General features: G+C 68.7%; 19 protein-coding genes. 15 read left to right on the top strand and 4 right to left on the bottom strand.

Going from position 1 to position 15,843, the window contains the following annotated elements; translation table 11 throughout:
- The 7 genes from I8E28_RS00640 (at position 1) to I8E28_RS00610 (ending at position 6,684) form a co-directional block, all read left to right on the top strand.
- Complete coding sequence (locus I8E28_RS00640; RefSeq protein WP_200785931.1) at positions 1–531, top strand: F0F1 ATP synthase subunit delta; 531 nt, start codon at positions 1–3, stop codon at positions 529–531.
- A gap of 37 nt (positions 532–568) precedes the next feature.
- Positions 569–2,122 (top strand): F0F1 ATP synthase subunit alpha, encoded by a 1,554-nt coding sequence (gene atpA, locus I8E28_RS00635; RefSeq protein WP_200785930.1) that lies wholly within the window; start codon positions 569–571, stop codon positions 2,120–2,122.
- Between the two features lie 57 nt (positions 2,123–2,179).
- Positions 2,180–3,055, top strand: coding sequence for a F0F1 ATP synthase subunit gamma (gene atpG / locus I8E28_RS00630; RefSeq protein ID WP_200785929.1), 876 nt, complete (start codon positions 2,180–2,182; stop codon positions 3,053–3,055).
- A gap of 17 nt (positions 3,056–3,072) precedes the next feature.
- Positions 3,073–4,482, top strand: a complete 1,410-nt coding sequence (atpD, locus tag I8E28_RS00625; protein WP_200785928.1) for a F0F1 ATP synthase subunit beta — start codon at positions 3,073–3,075, stop codon at positions 4,480–4,482.
- Positions 4,483–4,492: 10 nt separating this feature from the next.
- Positions 4,493–4,921, top strand: a complete 429-nt coding sequence (locus tag I8E28_RS00620; RefSeq protein WP_200785927.1) for a F0F1 ATP synthase subunit epsilon — start codon at positions 4,493–4,495, stop codon at positions 4,919–4,921.
- 137 nt (positions 4,922–5,058) lie between these two features.
- Entirely contained in the window at positions 5,059–6,159 is a 1,101-nt protein-coding gene (locus I8E28_RS00615; RefSeq protein WP_200785926.1) for an ABC transporter substrate-binding protein, read from the top strand.
- Between the two features lie 174 nt (positions 6,160–6,333).
- Entirely contained in the window at positions 6,334–6,684 is a 351-nt protein-coding gene (locus tag I8E28_RS00610; RefSeq protein ID WP_200785925.1) for a hypothetical protein, read from the top strand.
- A gap of 2 nt (positions 6,685–6,686) precedes the next feature.
- Here I8E28_RS00610 and I8E28_RS00605 read toward each other — a convergent pair whose 3' ends face one another.
- Genes I8E28_RS00605 through I8E28_RS00590 form a run of 4 tightly spaced genes read right to left on the bottom strand, consistent with a single transcriptional unit; the run spans position 6,687 to position 8,909 of the window.
- Entirely contained in the window at positions 6,687–6,851 is a 165-nt protein-coding gene (locus I8E28_RS00605; protein ID WP_200785924.1) for a hypothetical protein, read from the bottom strand.
- 23 nt (positions 6,852–6,874) lie between these two features.
- Positions 6,875–7,381 (bottom strand): TPM domain-containing protein, encoded by a 507-nt coding sequence (locus tag I8E28_RS00600; RefSeq protein ID WP_200785923.1) that lies wholly within the window; start codon positions 7,379–7,381, stop codon positions 6,875–6,877.
- Positions 7,381–8,292 carry a TPM domain-containing protein gene (locus tag I8E28_RS00595; protein WP_200785922.1) on the bottom strand — a complete coding sequence of 304 codons (912 nt, stop codon included), beginning with the start codon at positions 8,290–8,292 and terminating at the stop codon, positions 7,381–7,383. The genes I8E28_RS00600 and I8E28_RS00595 overlap by 1 nt, the downstream gene beginning before the upstream one ends.
- Complete coding sequence (locus I8E28_RS00590; RefSeq protein ID WP_200785921.1) at positions 8,289–8,909, bottom strand: LemA family protein; 621 nt, start codon at positions 8,907–8,909, stop codon at positions 8,289–8,291. The genes I8E28_RS00595 and I8E28_RS00590 overlap by 4 nt, the downstream gene beginning before the upstream one ends.
- A 46-nt stretch (positions 8,910–8,955) precedes the next feature.
- Here I8E28_RS00590 and I8E28_RS00585 point away from each other — a divergent pair, with 46 nt between their 5' ends.
- From I8E28_RS00585 to I8E28_RS00550, 8 genes are all read left to right on the top strand, one after another.
- Positions 8,956–9,714, top strand: coding sequence for a Rossmann-fold NAD(P)-binding domain-containing protein (locus I8E28_RS00585; RefSeq protein WP_200785920.1), 759 nt, complete (start codon positions 8,956–8,958; stop codon positions 9,712–9,714).
- Positions 9,715–9,723: 9 nt separating this feature from the next.
- Complete coding sequence (locus I8E28_RS00580; RefSeq protein WP_200785919.1) at positions 9,724–10,173, top strand: YybH family protein; 450 nt, start codon at positions 9,724–9,726, stop codon at positions 10,171–10,173.
- Positions 10,173–11,159 carry a YheT family hydrolase gene (locus tag I8E28_RS00575; RefSeq protein WP_200785918.1) on the top strand — a complete coding sequence of 329 codons (987 nt, stop codon included), beginning with the start codon at positions 10,173–10,175 and terminating at the stop codon, positions 11,157–11,159. Before I8E28_RS00580 ends, I8E28_RS00575 begins: the two co-directional genes overlap by 1 nt.
- 81 nt (positions 11,160–11,240) lie before the next feature.
- Positions 11,241–12,026, top strand: a complete 786-nt coding sequence (locus I8E28_RS00570) for an ABC transporter ATP-binding protein (protein ID WP_200785917.1) — start codon at positions 11,241–11,243, stop codon at positions 12,024–12,026.
- Positions 12,023–12,739 (top strand): ABC transporter ATP-binding protein, encoded by a 717-nt coding sequence (locus I8E28_RS00565; RefSeq protein ID WP_200785916.1) that lies wholly within the window; start codon positions 12,023–12,025, stop codon positions 12,737–12,739. Before I8E28_RS00570 ends, I8E28_RS00565 begins: the two co-directional genes overlap by 4 nt.
- 13 nt (positions 12,740–12,752) lie before the next feature.
- Entirely contained in the window at positions 12,753–13,619 is an 867-nt protein-coding gene (locus I8E28_RS00560; RefSeq protein ID WP_200785915.1) for a branched-chain amino acid ABC transporter permease, read from the top strand.
- Positions 13,620–13,622: 3 nt separating this feature from the next.
- Complete coding sequence (locus I8E28_RS00555; RefSeq protein ID WP_200785914.1) at positions 13,623–14,627, top strand: branched-chain amino acid ABC transporter permease; 1,005 nt, start codon at positions 13,623–13,625, stop codon at positions 14,625–14,627.
- An 11-nt stretch (positions 14,628–14,638) separates the two neighbouring features.
- Entirely contained in the window at positions 14,639–15,841 is a 1,203-nt protein-coding gene (locus tag I8E28_RS00550) for an ABC transporter substrate-binding protein (RefSeq protein ID WP_200785913.1), read from the top strand.
- Positions 15,842–15,843: the final 2 nt, after the last annotated feature.

The raw sequence follows: 15,843 nt of genomic DNA, 5'->3' as shown, positions 1-15,843 counted from the left end.
ATGGCCGAACTCGCCACCATTGCGCGCCCGTACGCCGAGGCGCTGTTCAAGTCCACCCGGTCGGACCTGGACGGCACTTCGGAATGGCTCGATTCGCTCGCCGCCGTCGCCGGCAACGAGCAGCTGCAGCAGTACGCGGACAACCCCAAGGTCACCGACCAGCAGGTCTACGACCTTGTCGTGTCGATCCAGCGCGGCGCTCTGCCGCCCGTGGGCCAGAACTTCCTGCGCACGGTGATCGAGAACAACCGCCTCGTCGCGCTGCCCGAAGTGGCCGCGCAGTACCGCGCGATGAAGAACGCGCTGGGCGGTGCGTCCGATGCGATCGTCTACAGCGCGTTCCCGATCGCCGCCGACCAGCTGGGCGACGTGGCACAGGCGCTGGAGAAGCGCTTCGGCCGCAAGCTCAATGTCACGGTGCAGCAGGACGAGTCGCTGATCGGCGGCATCCGCGTGGTGGTCGGCGACGAGGTGCTGGACACCTCGGTGAAGGCCCGCCTCGAGCAAATGAAGTTGGCGCTGACGGCCTGAGGCCGCCCCGCTCCCACAAGGACACAAGGAACGAGTCATGCAGCTCAATCCCGCAGAAATTAGCGAACTGATCAAGAGCCGGATCGAGGGCCTCGCGGCCAGCGCCGACATCCGCAACCAGGGCACGGTGATCTCGGTCACCGACGGCATCGTCCGCATCCACGGCCTGTCCGAAGCGATGGCCGGCGAGATGCTGGAGTTCCCGCCGACCCCCAGCGGCCAGCCGACGTTCGGCCTGGCCCTGAACCTCGAGCGCGACTCCGTCGGCGCCGTGATCCTGGGCGAGTACGAGCACATCTCGGAAGGCGACACCGTCAAGTGCACGGGCCGCATCCTGGAAGTGCCCGTCGGCCCCGAACTGATTGGCCGCGTGGTCAACGCGCTGGGCCAGCCGATCGACGGCAAGGGTCCCATCAACGCCAAGCTGACCGACGTGATCGAGAAGGTCGCGCCCGGCGTGATCGCGCGCAAGTCGGTGGACCAGCCGGTGCAGACCGGCCTGAAGTCGATCGACGCGATGGTGCCGATCGGCCGTGGCCAGCGCGAGCTGATCATCGGCGACCGCCAGACCGGCAAGTCGGCGGTGGCGGTCGACGCGATCATCAACCAGAAGGGCCAGAACATGGTCTGCGTCTACGTGGCCATCGGCCAGAAGGCGTCGACCATCAAGAACATCGTGCGCGCCCTCGAGGCCAACGGCGCGATGGAGTACACGATCGTGGTGGCCGCGTCGGCCTCCGAATCGGCTGCCATGCAGTACGTCTCGGCGTACTCCGGCTGCACGATGGGCGAGTACTTCCGCGACCGCGGCCAGGACGCCCTGATCATCTATGACGACCTGTCCAAGCAGGCCGTCGCGTACCGCCAGGTCTCGCTGCTGCTGCGCCGTCCGCCGGGCCGCGAAGCCTATCCCGGCGACGTGTTCTATCTCCACAGCCGCCTGCTGGAGCGCGCCGCGCGCGTGAACGCCGACTACGTGGAAGCCTTCACCAAGGGTGAAGTCAAGGGCAAGACCGGCTCGCTGACCGCGCTGCCGATCATCGAGACGCAGGCCGGCGACGTGTCCGCGTTCGTGCCGACCAACGTGATCTCGATCACCGACGGCCAGATCTTCCTGGAAACGTCGCTGTTCAACGCCGGCATCCGTCCCGCCATCAACGCGGGTATCTCGGTGTCGCGCGTCGGTGGTGCCGCCCAGACCAAGCTGATCAAGGGCCTGTCCGGCGGTATCCGGACCGACCTGGCGCAGTACCGTGAGCTGGCCGCGTTCGCGCAGTTCGCTTCCGACCTCGATGCAGCCACGCGCAAGCAGCTGGATCGCGGCGCCCGCGTGACGGAACTGCTCAAGCAGCCGCAGTACAGCCCGCTGTCCATCTCGATGATGGCCGCCTCGCTGTTCGCGGTGAACAAGGGCTACTTCGACGACCTCGACGTCAAGAAGGTGCTGTCGTTCGAATCCGGGCTGCACGCCTGGCTGAAGGACAAGCACGCCGCCCTGGTCCAGAAGCTGGAAACCAACAAGGCCATGGACAAGGAGTCCGAGGCCGAGCTGGCCAGCGCGATCGAAGCGTTCAAGAAGACCTTCGCCTAAACACCGGCCCCATGCCGGCGCCCTGCGCGCCGGCGTGACGGTCCCTAAGGAACAGCAATGGCTGCAGGCAAAGAGATTCGCGGCAAGATCAAGTCGGTGGAGAACACCAAGAAGATCACCAAGGCCATGGAAATGGTCGCCGCCTCCAAGATGCGCAAGGCGCAGGAGCGCATGCGCTCCGCGCGCCCGTACAGCGAGAAGGTCCGCAACATCGCCTCCAACCTCGGAAAGGCCAACCCCGAGTACACGCACGCCTTCATGAAGCACAACGACATGAAGGCGGCCGGGTTCATCGTGGTGTCCACCGACAAGGGGCTGTGCGGCGGCCTGAACACCAACGTGCTGCGCGCCGTCACCGGCAAGCTGCGCGAGCTGCAGGACCAGGGCGTGCAGTCGCAGGTCGTTGCCATCGGCAACAAGGGCCTGGGCTTCATGAACCGCATCGGCGCGCGCGTCGTCTCGCACGTCACGCAGCTGGGCGACACGCCGCACCTCGAGCGCCTGATCGGCCCCGTCAAGGTGCTGCTGGACCAGTACGCCGAGGGCAAGCTGTCGGCCGTGTACCTGTGCTACACGAAGTTCATCAACACGATGAAGCAGGAACCGGTCGTCGAGCAGCTGCTGCCGCTGTCGGCCGAGAAGATGCGCGCCGAGACGCACGCGTCGGGCGACCACGGCTGGGACTACATCTACGAGCCGGACGCGCAGACCGTCATCGACGAGCTGCTGGTGCGCTACGTCGAGGCGCTGGTCTACCAGGCGGTGGCGGAGAACATGGCTTCCGAGCAGTCGGCGCGCATGGTCGCCATGAAGGCGGCGACCGACAACGCCGGCAACCTGATCGGCGAGCTCAAGCTGGTCTACAACAAGACGCGCCAGGCCGCGATCACGAAAGAGCTTTCGGAGATCGTGTCGGGCGCCGCAGCGGTTTAATTTCGGAGAGCAAGAACATGGCTCAGAACCAAGGAAAGATCGTCCAGTGCATCGGCGCCGTCGTCGACGTCGAATTCGCCCGGGACCAGATGCCCCGCGTGTACGACGCGCTGAAGATGGAAGGCTCCGCGCTGACGCTGGAAGTGCAGCAGCAGCTGGGTGACGGCGTGGTGCGAACCATCGCGCTGGGCTCCACCGACGGCCTGCGCCGCGGGCTGGTGGTCTACAACACCGGCGCGGCCATCACCGTCCCGGTGGGCAAGGCCACGCTGGGCCGCATCATGGACGTGCTGGGCAACCCGATCGACGAGCGCGGTCCGGTGGACCAGTCGCTCACCGCCTCGATCCACCGCAAGGCCCCGGCGTACGACGAGCTGTCGCCGTCGCAGGAGCTGCTGGAAACCGGCATCAAGGTGATCGACCTGATCTGCCCGTTCGCCAAGGGCGGCAAGGTGGGCCTGTTCGGTGGCGCCGGCGTCGGCAAGACCGTGAACATGATGGAGTTGATCAACAACATCGCCAAGGCGCACTCGGGCCTGTCGGTGTTCGCCGGCGTGGGTGAGCGCACCCGCGAGGGCAACGACTTCTATCACGAGATGGCCGACTCGGGCGTCGTGAACCTGGACAACCTGGGCGAGTCGAAAGTGGCCATGGTGTACGGCCAGATGAACGAGCCCCCGGGCAACCGCCTGCGCGTGGCGCTGACCGGCCTGACGATCGCCGAGTCGTTCCGCGACGAAGGCCGCGACGTGCTGTTCTTCGTGGACAACATCTACCGCTACACGCTGGCCGGCACGGAAGTGTCCGCGCTGCTGGGCCGCATGCCGTCCGCCGTGGGCTACCAGCCGACGCTGGCCGAGGAAATGGGCCGCCTGCAGGAGCGCATCACGTCGACCAAGGTCGGCTCGATCACCTCCATCCAGGCCGTCTACGTCCCCGCGGACGACCTCACCGACCCGTCGCCCGCCACGACCTTCGCCCACCTGGACGCCACCGTGGTGCTGTCGCGCGACATCGCCTCGCTGGGCATCTACCCCGCGGTGGACCCGCTGGACTCCACGTCCCGCCAGGTCGACCCGAACGTCGTGGGCCAGGACCACTACGAGACCACGCGTGCCGTGCAGTCGACGCTGCAGCGCTACAAGGAACTGCGCGACATCATCGCGATCCTGGGCATGGACGAACTCGCGCCGGAAGACAAGCTGGCCGTGGCCCGCGCCCGCAAGATCCAGCGCTTCCTGTCGCAGCCGTTCCACGTGGCCGAGGTGTTCACCGGCTCGCCGGGCAAGTACGTGCCGCTGTCCGAGACCATCCGCGGCTTCAAGATGATCGTCGCCGGCGAGTGCGACCACCTGCCGGAGCAGGCGTTCTACATGGTCGGCACCATCGACGAGGCCTTCGAGAAGGCCAAGAAGATGGCGGCCTGAAGGCCCCGGCATGGCTGATCCCACCCACACCATCCAAGTCGACGTGGTGAGTGCCGAGGAGTCGATCTTCTCGGGCGAGGCGCGCTTCGTCGCCCTGCCCGGCGAAGCCGGCGAACTGGGCATCTACCCGCGCCACACGCCGCTGATCACGCGCGTGCGGCCCGGCTCGGTGCGCATCGAGAAGGCCGACGGCGGCGAGGAGTTCGTGTTCGTCGCGGGCGGCATCCTCGAGGTGCAGCCGAACCGCGTGACCGTGCTGTCCGACACCGCCATCCGCGGCAAGGACCTCGACGAGCAGAAGGCCGAGGACGCGCGCCGCGCGGCCGAGGAAGCGCTGAAGAACGCGAAGAGCGAAGTGGACATCGCGAAGGCGCAGTCCGAGCTCGCCGTCATGGCCGCGCAGCTCGCGGCCCTGCGCAAGTACCGCCAGAAGAAGTGACCTGCGTCGCAGGTCCGTTGCGAAAGCCCCGCGCCGCCCGGCCCGGGGCTTTTTTCATTGCGCGGCCGCTGGCTCAGCCGTATCCTTCCGCAGTCGACCCGCGCCTTCGAGCCGGGCATCCCAGGAGAACCATCCCCATGCGCAAGCTGCTCTGCACCGTGCTGTTCGCGGCGGCAACGCCATTCGCCAGCGCCGACATCGTGGTCGGCCAGTCCGCACCGCTGACCGGCGGCAACGCCGAACTCGGCAACGACATCCGCAACGGCGCGCTGGCCTACTTCAAGAAGGTCAACGACAACGGCGGTGTCGCGGGCCACAAGATCAAGCTGGTCACGTTCGACGACCGCAACGACACCAAGCTGTCGGCCGAGAACACGGCCAAGCTGGTCGAGGACGAGAACGCGGTCGCGCTGTTCGGCTACGCGTCCTCCACGCTGAGCATTCCCGCCATGCCCAAGGTGAAGGAGGGCAAGGTGCCGTTCTTCGCTCCGTTCACCGGCGCCGACACCATCCGCAAGCAGAACGATTTCGTCTACACGATCCGCGCGACCTACGCCGACGAGATCGAGAAGATCATCAACTTCTGGGGCAACCTGGACAGCACCAGCGTGACGGTGCTGCACTACGACGACCCGGTGGGCAAGCAGAACTTCGAGACCGTCGCCACGGTGCTGAAGAAGTTCAACCGCACGCCGGTGTCGGTGGCGATCAGGCGCAATGCCGAAGTCACCGACGCGAACGTGAAGGCGGTGATGGACTCGAAGCCGAACGTGCTGGTCATCACCACGCTGTACGCACCGGCGGCGCAGCTGGTCAAGAAGATGAAGGCCGCGGGCGGGGCGTCGATGATCACGAGCCTGTCGTTCGCCGGCGCGTCGCAGCTGGCGAAGGCGCTCGGCCCGGACGCCACGAAGGTGTCGGTGTCGCTCACGGTGCCCAACCCGCGCTCGAACAGCGTGACCGTCGTGCGCGAGTGCGGCGAAGCGTGGACGTCGTCCGGGCAGAAGGAGACGATGTCCGTCACGGCGCTCGAGTCGTGCATCGCCGCCAAGGTGCTCGTCGAAGGCATGCGCCGCTCGGGCAAGGAAGTCACGCGTGCTTCGCTGCACAAGGCGCTGAGCAGCCTAGGCCGCTACGACGCCGGCGGCTACGTGGTCGACTTCAAGCCGAACTTCCGCCATGGCGGCAGCTACGTGTCCATCGCCCTGCTGCAGCCCAATGGCGACGTGAAGAACTGACGCGCTACCTCGCTAGCGTCGGGACAGGGCACCTTCGGGTGCCCTTTTCGCATTCGGGGGCACATGCGTCGCCGTCCGACAAACTGCCGCGCAGGCGCATCGCTAGCCTGACGGGTTCCTCGCCCTGGCACGTCCGTGCCGGGCATCCCGCCCCCCAACCACAAAAGGAGCCCCATGCACACGAAGCACCTGACTTTCGCCCTGGCACTGGCCGTCGCCGGCGCCTGCGGCCCCGCGATGGCGCAGTCCAAGGAGGATCCTTCCGGCACCAAGGCCGCCGGCAAGGCGGGCGCCACCGGCACGAAGAGCGAGCGGCAGGCGGCGCGGCGCGAACGCCGGGCCGAACTCTCGCGCGAGAACAGGGCCGGTGAATTGCGCAGCGTGCCCGAAGCCAGCGGCGCAGGGCCGGACACCGGCAGCACGCAGAAGTACTCGCGCGAGGAAAAGCGCGAGGCGCGCAAGCAGCGATTGAAGGATTCCGCGGACGCGAACCGCAAGGGCGAGATCCGCTCCGGCGATCGCTGAAGTCAGTCGGCCAGGGCGAGCGCCGCGGCGCCCAGCAGCGCGCCGAAGCCGGCCGCGCGCCGCAGCATGCGGCGCGTGGAGGTCGGGCGTTGCCGGAAGTGCAACGCCAGGCCCGCAGCCACCGCGATGCTGGCGCCGACCAAGGCGAGGAGTTCTTCGCTGTCCATGCGCCAGTCTAGGCCGAATGCCTTCAGCCGAGCACGGGTTCGTCTGGCAATTCGTTCGGCCGCACGCTGCCTGGCTCGGCCGGGAAGTGCTGCACGAGCAGCGCCGACACTTCGGCCAGCGCATCCGTGAGGCCCTCCTCGTAGCGGCCTTCGCGGAACGCCGCGCCCATGCGGCGCACGAGCGCGTCCCAGATGCGCGCATCGACGCGGCGCGCGAGCCCGCGGTCGGCCACGATCTCGATCGCATGCTCGGCCAGCAGCAGGTAGATGAGGACGCCGTTGTTGTGCTCGGTGTCCCACACGCGCAGCTTGCCGAACATCGTGATCGCTCGTTGCCGCGCCGTTGCGCCGCGCCACAGGTAGCTGGTCGGCAGGGATGACTCCACGCAGATGCGCACTTCGCCCGTGTGGCGGCGCTCGCTCGCGGCCACGCGGTCCGCGAGCCGCCGCACCAGGTCCTGCGGGATCGCGCCTTGCACGCGATCGTCGAGCCAGCGGTGGCGAACGAGGCGTCGCAGCCGTTGCAGCATCACCAGTCTCCCGAGGCGCCGCCGCCCCCGAAATCGCCGCCACCGCCGGAGCTGAAGCCACCGCCGCCGCCCGACCATCCACCACCGCCACCCAAGCCACCTCCGCCCCAGCCGCCGCCGATGTAGGGTCCGCTGGACCAGCCCCCACGGCGGCCGCCGCCGAGGCCGGAGAACAGCGCGACGAACAAGGCGATGACGCCGGCGACCCCGGCGACCAGCAGGCTGGACGTGAAGAGCCAGGCGAGCGCACCGACGCCGCCGCCGGTGAGCAGCGTGCCGAGCGGCCGGCCGAACATGCGGCGCAGCACCGCGCTGCCGATCGGCACCGCGAAGAACAGGAAGATGGCCGAGTCCCACCAGTCGACGCCGTCCGCATTCCCGCGTGCATCGCCGTCGTGCCAGGTGCGCTGCGGCGGCACGGGCAGTTGCTCGCCGCTGATGCGCGCGAACAGCTGGTCGAGCGCGGCCTGCAGGCCACCGGCGAAGTCGCCCTGGCGGAAGCGCGGCGTCATCGCGTCGTCGATGATCTGCCGCGCCGCGAGGTCCGGCACCGCGCCTTCGAGCGACTTGGCCACCTCGATGCGCACCTTGCGGTCGTCCTTGGCGACGATCACGACCACGCCGTCGCCGACCTGCTTGCGGCCGATCTTCCACTCGTTGGCCACGCGGTTGGCGTAGCTGGAGATGTCCTCGGGCTGCGTGGTGCGCACCAGCAGCACCACGACCTGCGTGCCCTTGGTGCGCTCGAAGTCCGCGAGCTTCTGCTCGAGGCCGGTGCGCTGGATGTCGTCGAGCGTGCCGGTCTGGTCGACCACCCGCGCCGTGAGCGCCGGCACGGGCTGCACGCCCTGGGCGAAGACGCTGCCTGCGAGCAGCGCCCACGCGAGCGCGAGCAGCCGCAGCAGCGTCACTTCTTCGGCTGGCTGGCGCTGCCGGCGCCGAAGTCGACGGTCGGCGGCGTGGAGATCTGGGCCTCGTTCTGCACCGTGAAGTTGGGCTTGGGCTCGTAGCCGAACACCATGGCGGTGAGGTTGCTCGGGAAGCTGCGCGCGAGCACGTTGTACTCCTGCACCGACTGGATGTAGCGGTTGCGCGCGACGGTGATGCGGTTCTCGGTGCCTTCGAGCTGCACGCGCAGGTCGCGGAAGCCCTGGTTGGCCTTCAGGTCCGGGTAGCGTTCGCTGACCACGAGCAGGCGGCTGAGCGCGCTGGACAGCTCGCCCTGTGCCTGCTGGAACTTCTGGAACGCGGCCGGGTTGTCGATCGTCTGGGGCGTCACCTGCACCGACGTCGCCTTCGCGCGTGCCTCGACGACCCGGGTGAGCGTTTCCTGCTCGAAGTTGGCTTCGCCCTTCACGGTGGCGACGAGGTTGGGCACGAGGTCGGCCCGCCGCTGGTACTGGTTCAGCACCTCGGCCCAGGCCGAACGCGTCTGCTCGTCCAGGCGCTGGAAGTCGTTGTAGCCGCAGCCCGACAGCGTCGACAGCGCGAGGGCGGCGGCGAGGAGGGCGAACCAGCGTCGGATCATCTCGAAGGCTCCTTGGGCAAGGGTGGGCGACGGTAGCATAGATGGGATGCGTGACGGGCCGATTCAAGCCCTGCACGCCGCGGCGCGCGGCCCGCGCGACGAGCGGCCCGCGCGGCCGCGGCTGCTGGTGGCGGGCGCGACGGGCGTGCTCGGCACGGAGGTGCTGCGGCGCCTCGTCGGCCTGCAGCACTACGCGACCACGCAGGTGCTGGCGCGCGAGCCGATCACCACCGGCGTGCGCGCGGTCGGGGCGACGCTGGTTCCGTCCGACGATCCCGACGCGTGGCCCGCCGGTTCGGCCGATGTCGGCGTCGTGCTGTTCGAACCGCCGCGCCTGTTCTACGAACGCGAGCGTGCCTTGTGGACACCGGCGCCGCAGCAACTGCCCGCGCTGGCGCGCTGGATGCGGCGCAGTGGCGTCACCACGCTGGCGATCGTCCTGCCCCATGCGCAAGGGCGCCTGCCCGAGTCGCTCAAGCGCGGGCTGGCCAGCCTCGACGAGCATGCGGTCGCGGCGTGTGGCTTCGACCGCCTGCTCATCGTGCGCTCGGCGCAGAAGCCCAAGTCCGACGGCGTCCCGGGCCTGCTGCCGGGCCTGGCCCGGTGGATGCTGTCGATCACGCGCTTCATGGTGCCGGACCGCGAGCAGCCGGTGCGCTCGCCGCGCATCGCGGAGTTCGTGTCGCATGCGCTGCAGCTCGCGCCGGCGGGCATCCACGTGGCGGCCTCGGAGTTCGTCTGGTCGGCCGCGCAGGGCGACGTGCGCGACGCCGTCCGGAAGTGGCTGCAGGCGGGATCGGGTTAAATCACGGCCATGCGCAAGTCCAAGCTCCAGGCGGCCAATCTCGAGGGCCACGCCGACGAGGTGGAAGCGGCCTTCTACGAAGCGCTGCAGAACGCCGACATCGACAAGCTGATGGCCTGCTGGGCCGACGAGGACGACATCGTCTGCATCCATCCGGGCGGGCCGCGCGTCGTCGGCCCGACGGCGATCCGCGCGACCTTCGAGGCGATGTTCGCCAACGGCAGCATCCGCGCCTGGCCCGAGCGCGTGCGCAAGGTCGAGTCGCTTGGCTGCTGCGTGCACAGCCTGCTGGAGAAGGTCGAGGTGCTGACGCCGCAGGGCCCGCGTGTCGCGTGGGTCATCGCGACCAACGTGTGGCACAAGACCGCGCAGGGCTGGCGCCTCGTCGCGCACCACGCGAGCCCGGGGACGGCCAGCGAGATCCAGGAGGTCTCGGACACGCCGTCGGTGCTGCACTGATGCGTGGGGCCGCGCCCGCGTACGCGGCGCCGTGGTGGCTGCCCGGTGGCAACCTGCAGACGATCTGGCCGGCGCTGTACGCGCGCCGCACCGAAGGCTTGGCACCCAGCTACCGCCGCGAGCGCTGGACGACGCCGGACGGCGACTTCATCGACCTCGACTGGAGCGAGCACGTCGTGCCGCCCGGGGCGCCGCTGCTCGTCCTCTTCCACGGCCTCGAAGGGTCCTCGCGCAGCCACTATGCGGAAGCGTTCGCGGACGTCGCGCGCGAACACGGCCTGCGCTACGTCGTGCCGCACTTCCGCGGCTGCAGCGGCGAGCTCAACCACGGCCCGCGCGCGTACCACTCGGGCGACCACGAGGAGATCGGCTGGATCCTGGCGCGCCTGCGCGAGCAGCACGCAGGCCGGTTGCTTGCCGTCGGCATCTCGCTGGGCGGCAACGCGCTGATGCGCTGGGCGGGCGAGCACGGCGAGGTGGCCGCGCGCCACGCCGACGCCGTCGCGTCCGTGTGCTCGCCGATCGACTTGCGCGCCGGCGGCCACGCGATCGGCCGCGGCTTCAACCGGCTGGTCTACACGACGATGTTCCTGCGCACGATGCGGCCCAAGGCGCTGCGCAAGCTCGCGCAGCATCCGGGCCTGTTCGACCGCGAGGCGCTGCTGGCCGCGCGCGACCTCTACGAGTTCGACAACGTGTTCACCGCGCCGCTGCACGGCTTTCGCGACACCGAGGACTACTGGGTCCGCGCCTCGGCCAAGCCGCACCTCGCCCGCATCCGCATTCCCGCGCTCGTGCTCAACGCGCGCAACGATCCATTCGTGCCGGCCTCGAGCCTGCCCCGCGAGGACGAGGTCGGCCCGCAAGTGCATTTGTGGCAACCCATCCAGGGCGGGCACGTGGGATTTCCCTCGGGTCCCTGGCCCACGCACGTGCGCTGGATGCCCGCTGCGGTGGCGTCCTGGCTGCTCGCGGCGGTCGGCTGAGTCGTCGCGCGTGCGACCCCCCGCCGGGTAAGTCCCAAGTTCGCGCGACGCGCCGCGCGGCGATAAAGCGCCATCCACGCGATGGCCGTCCAAGATCCTTCCCTGCCCCTGCTCGACGTGCGCGGCGTGACCGTCCGCTTCGGCGGCATCACCGCGCTGGACGGCGTGTCGTTCGCCATCGCGCGCGGCGCCATCACCGGCCTCATCGGTCCCAACGGCGCGGGCAAGACCACGCTGTTCAATTGCCTGTCGCGCCTGTACGTGCCCACCGAAGGCAGCATCCTGTTCGAAGGCACGCCGCTGGAGCAGTCGCCGGCGCACCGCATCGCCGCGTTGGGCATCGGGCGCACGTTCCAGAACCTGGCGCTGTTCCGCACGATGAGCGTGCGCGACAACGTGATGGTGGGCGGCCATTGCCGCACCGGCAGCGGCTTCCTGGCCAACGCGCTGCGCCTGCCCGCCGTGCGGCGCGAGGAGCACCGGCTGTCCGACCAGGCCGAGCGCCTGATGGCCCTGCTGGACCTGCAGGACGTCGCGCAGCGCCCCGTGTCCGACCTGCCGTTCGGCACCGCCAAGCGCGTCGAGTTCGCGCGGGCCCTGATGAGCGAGCCCAAGCTGCTGCTGCTCGACGAACCCGCCGGCGGCCTGAACCACGAAGAGGTCGACGGCCTGCGGCAGCTGCTGCGCCGCATCCAGTCCGAACTGCGCCTGACCATCCTGCTGGTCGAGCACCACATGAATCTCGTGATGCGCGTCTCCGACCAGGTCGTCGCCCTCGACTTCGGCCGCAAGATCGCCGACGGCACGCCCGCGGAGGTGCAGGCGCACCCGGACGTCGTGCGCGCCTATCTGGGGGCCGAAGCATGAGCACTCCCTTGCTGCAAGTGAAGGGGCTGCATGCGCAGTACGGGCCGACGCGCGTGCTGCACGGCATCGACTTCGAGGTGCGCGAAGGCGGCATCACCACCATCCTGGGCGCCAACGGCGCCGGCAAGACCACCACGCTGCGCGCGGTGTGCGCGATGGTGCGCACGCAAGGCGAGGTGTGGCTGGGCGGCGAGCGAATCGACGGCAAGGCCACCGAGGCCATCGTGCGCGCCGGCGTCGCGCACGTGCCCGATGGCCGCGGCACGTTCATGAACCTCACGGTGGACGAGAACCTGCGGCTGGGCGCGTACACGCGCAAGGACAAGGAGCAGGTGGGCGAGGACCGCGAGCGGCTGCTGCAGTGGTTCCCGCGCTTGCGAGAGCGGCTCAAGCAGCAGGCCGGCACGCTCTCGGGCGGCGAGCAGCAGATGCTGGCGGTGTCGCGCGCGCTGATGCTGCGCCCCAGGCTGCTCTTGCTGGACGAGCCGTCGTTCGGCCTGGCGCCCCGCATCGTGCAGGAGCTGTTCGAGATCTTCGGCGAGATCAACAAGTCGCAGCGCACCAGCATGCTGCTGGTGGAGCAGAACGCCGCGCTCGCGCTCAAGCTGGCCGACCACGCCTACCTGCTGGAGACCGGCCGGGTGGTCATCTCCGGCAGCGCCGAGTCCATCCGCAACGACGAGTCGATCCGCCGCTCGTACCTGGGTTACTGAAGGAGCCGCGCCCTTGGACCTGTTGCTGCACCAGGTGCTCTCCGGCCTCGCGACCGGCGGCATCTACGCGAGCGTCGCGCTCGCGCTGGTCATGATCTACCAGGCCACGCACCTGGTGAACTTCGCGCAGGGCGAGCTCGCGATGTTCGCGACCTACCTGTCGTGGACCCTGATGCAGTCCGGCCTGCCGTACTGGGTTGCGTTCGCGCTCACGGTGCTGATCGCGTTCGCCGCCGGCGTCGTGATCGAGCGCGTGGTCGTGCGGCCGGTGGAAAACGGCTCGGTGCTGTCGGTGGTGATCGTCTTCATCGGCCTGCTGGTGATCTTCAACAGCCTGGCCGGCTGGATCTACTCGTACACCATCAAGCCGTTCCCGAGCCCGTTCCCGTCCGATCTGGTCGCCGGCGGCCTGCTGTCGGGGCATGAGCTGGGCTCGATGCTGGTGACGCTGGGCGTGCTGGTGCTGGTGTTCGTGTTCTTCCGCTTCACGCCGCTGGGCCTCGCGATGCGCGCCGCGGCGCAGAACCCGGTGTCGTCGCGGCTGGTCGGCGTGCGCGTGGGCTGGATGCTCGCGCTCGGCTGGGGGCTGGCGTCGGCCATCGGCGCCGTCGCCGGGATGATGGTGGCGCCGATCGTGTTCCTGGAGCCGAACATGATGGGCGGCATCCTGCTCTATGCGTTTGCGGGAGCGCTGCTGGGCGGCATCGACAGCCCCGGCGGCGCGGTGCTCGGCGGCTTCCTGGTCGGCGTGCTGGAGAACCTGGTGGGCATGGTGCTCGGCACCGAGCTGAAGCTGTCCGTCGCGCTGGTGATCATCGTGGCGGTGCTGGTCGTGCGGCCTTCGGGACTGTTCGGCCAAGTCCACGTGGCGAGGGTCTGACGCATGGCTGCCGTCCTCGACCAACCTGCCTCCAAGCCGCGCCAGGCGCTGGGCCGCAAGCAGTGGATCGGCCTGGCCGTGCTGCTGGTGGTGGCGTGCGTGCTGCCCTTCGTGCTGGGCAACTACCGCGTGTTCCAGCTCACGCTGGCGCTCGCGTATGCGATCGCCATCCTCGGGCTGAACATGCTCACCGGCTACAACGGCCAGATCTCGCTGGGCCACGGCGCGTTCTTCGCCATCGGCGCCTACGCCGCGGCGATCCTGATGGACAAGGCCGGGTGGCCGTACTGGGCGACCATTCCCGTCGCGGGGCTCGTGTGCTTCGTCGCGGGTTTCCTGTTCGGGCTGCCGGCGTTGCGGCTCGAAGGGCTGTACCTCGCGCTCGCGACGTTCGCGCTCGGCGTCGCCATGCCGCAGATCCTCAAGTACAAGGCCTTCGAGCACTGGACCGGCGGCGCGATGGGCGTGGTGATCGTCAAGCCCGATGCGCCGGAAGGCGTCCCGTTGTCGCAGGACCAGTGGCTGTACTTCTTCACGCTGTTCTGGGTCGTCGTGCTCTTCGTGGCCGGCTGGAACCTGCTGCGCGGCCGCGTCGGCCGCGCGCTGGTCGCCATCCGTGACCAGCCGACGGCAGCCAAGGCCATGGGCATCAACACCGCGCTGTACAAGTCCACCACCTTCGGCGTGTCGGCGCTGTACACCGGCATCGCCGGCGCGCTGTCGGCCATCGCGGTGCAGTTCGCGTCGCCCGATTCGTTCGCCATCTTCCTGTCCATCACGCTGCTGGTCGGCGTGGTCGTGGGCGGGCTGGCCTCGATTTCCGGCGCGTTCTACGGCGCGCTGTTCATCCAGTTCATTCCCAACATCGCCGACCAGATCTCCAAGGCCGCGCCGTGGGCCCTCTACGGCGTGTTCCTGATCGGCCTCATGTACCTCATGCCCACCGGCGTCGCGGGCCTCGTCCGCCTGCTGCGCCACCGGTGGGACACCCGCCGCCGTTCCCACTGAAGGAGAGATCGATGACACGCAACCGCATTTCCCGCCGCTCGGTCCTGATCGGCGCCGCCGCCAGCAGCGCCCTGCCGTCGCTCGTGTTCGCGCAGTCCAAGGGCGAGATCAAGCTGGGCCAGACCATGCCGTACAGCGGCCCGGCCAGCGCCTACGGCACCATCGGCAAGGTGCAGCAGGCCTACTTCAAGATGGTCAACGACAACGGCGGGATCAACGGCCGCATGGTCAACCTGCTGTCCGTCGACGACGGCTACTCGCCGCCGAAAGCCGTCGAGCAGGTGCGCAAGCTGGTCGAGCAGGACGAGGTGCTGGCGCTGTTCCAGACGCTGGGCACGCCCAGCAACTCGGCGATCCACAAGTACGTCAACGCCAAGAAGGTGCCGCACCTGTTCGTCGCCACTGGCGCCACCAAGTGGAACGACCCGAAAGGCTTCCCCTGGACCTTCGGCTTCAACCTGAGCTACCAGACCGAGGGCGAGATCTACGCGCGCTACATCCTCAAGGAAAAGCCGAACGCGAAGATCGCGATCCTTTACCAGAACGACGACTACGGCAAGGACGTGCTGGCCGGCGTCAAGCGCGTGCTCACGGGCGACAAGGCCAAGATGATCGTCGCCGAGCAGACCTACGAGGTGACCGATCCCACGGTCGACTCGCAGATCCTGTCGCTCAAGGCGTCCGGTGCCGACACCTTCATCAACATCACGACGCCCAAGTTCGCCGCGCAGTCGATCCGCAAGGTGGCCGACGTGGGCTGGAAGCCGCTGCAGTTCATCAACAACGTCGGCGCCTCGGTCGGCTCGGTGCTCACGCCCGCGGGCCTGGACAAGTCGGTCGGCCTGATCACGGTGCAGTACTACAAGGACGCCAACGACCCGCAGTGGAAGGACGACCCGGCCATGCTGCAGTGGCGCGGCTTCATGGGCAAGTACTACCGCGACGGCAACCCGGCCGACGCCAGCAACATCTACGGCGTGCTCGCCGCCGAACTGATGGTGCAGGTGCTCAAGCAGTGCGGCAACGACATCTCGCGCGAGAACATCAAGAAACAGGCCGAGAGCATCAAGAACTTCAAGTCCGGCCTGCTGCTGCCGGGCATCGCGATGAACACCAGCCCGTCCGACCACGCGCCGGTCGACCAGGCGCAGCTGTCCAAGTTCGACGGCAAGCAGTGGCAGCTGTTCGGCAGCGTGCTGGGCGGCCAGGGCTGATG

The organism is Ramlibacter algicola (assembly GCF_016641735.1).
Taxonomy (GTDB): domain Bacteria; phylum Pseudomonadota; class Gammaproteobacteria; order Burkholderiales; family Burkholderiaceae_C; genus Ramlibacter; species Ramlibacter algicola.
The sequence above is the reverse complement of the archived record's forward strand: the minus strand, read 5'-3'. Positions and strand labels throughout refer to the sequence as shown.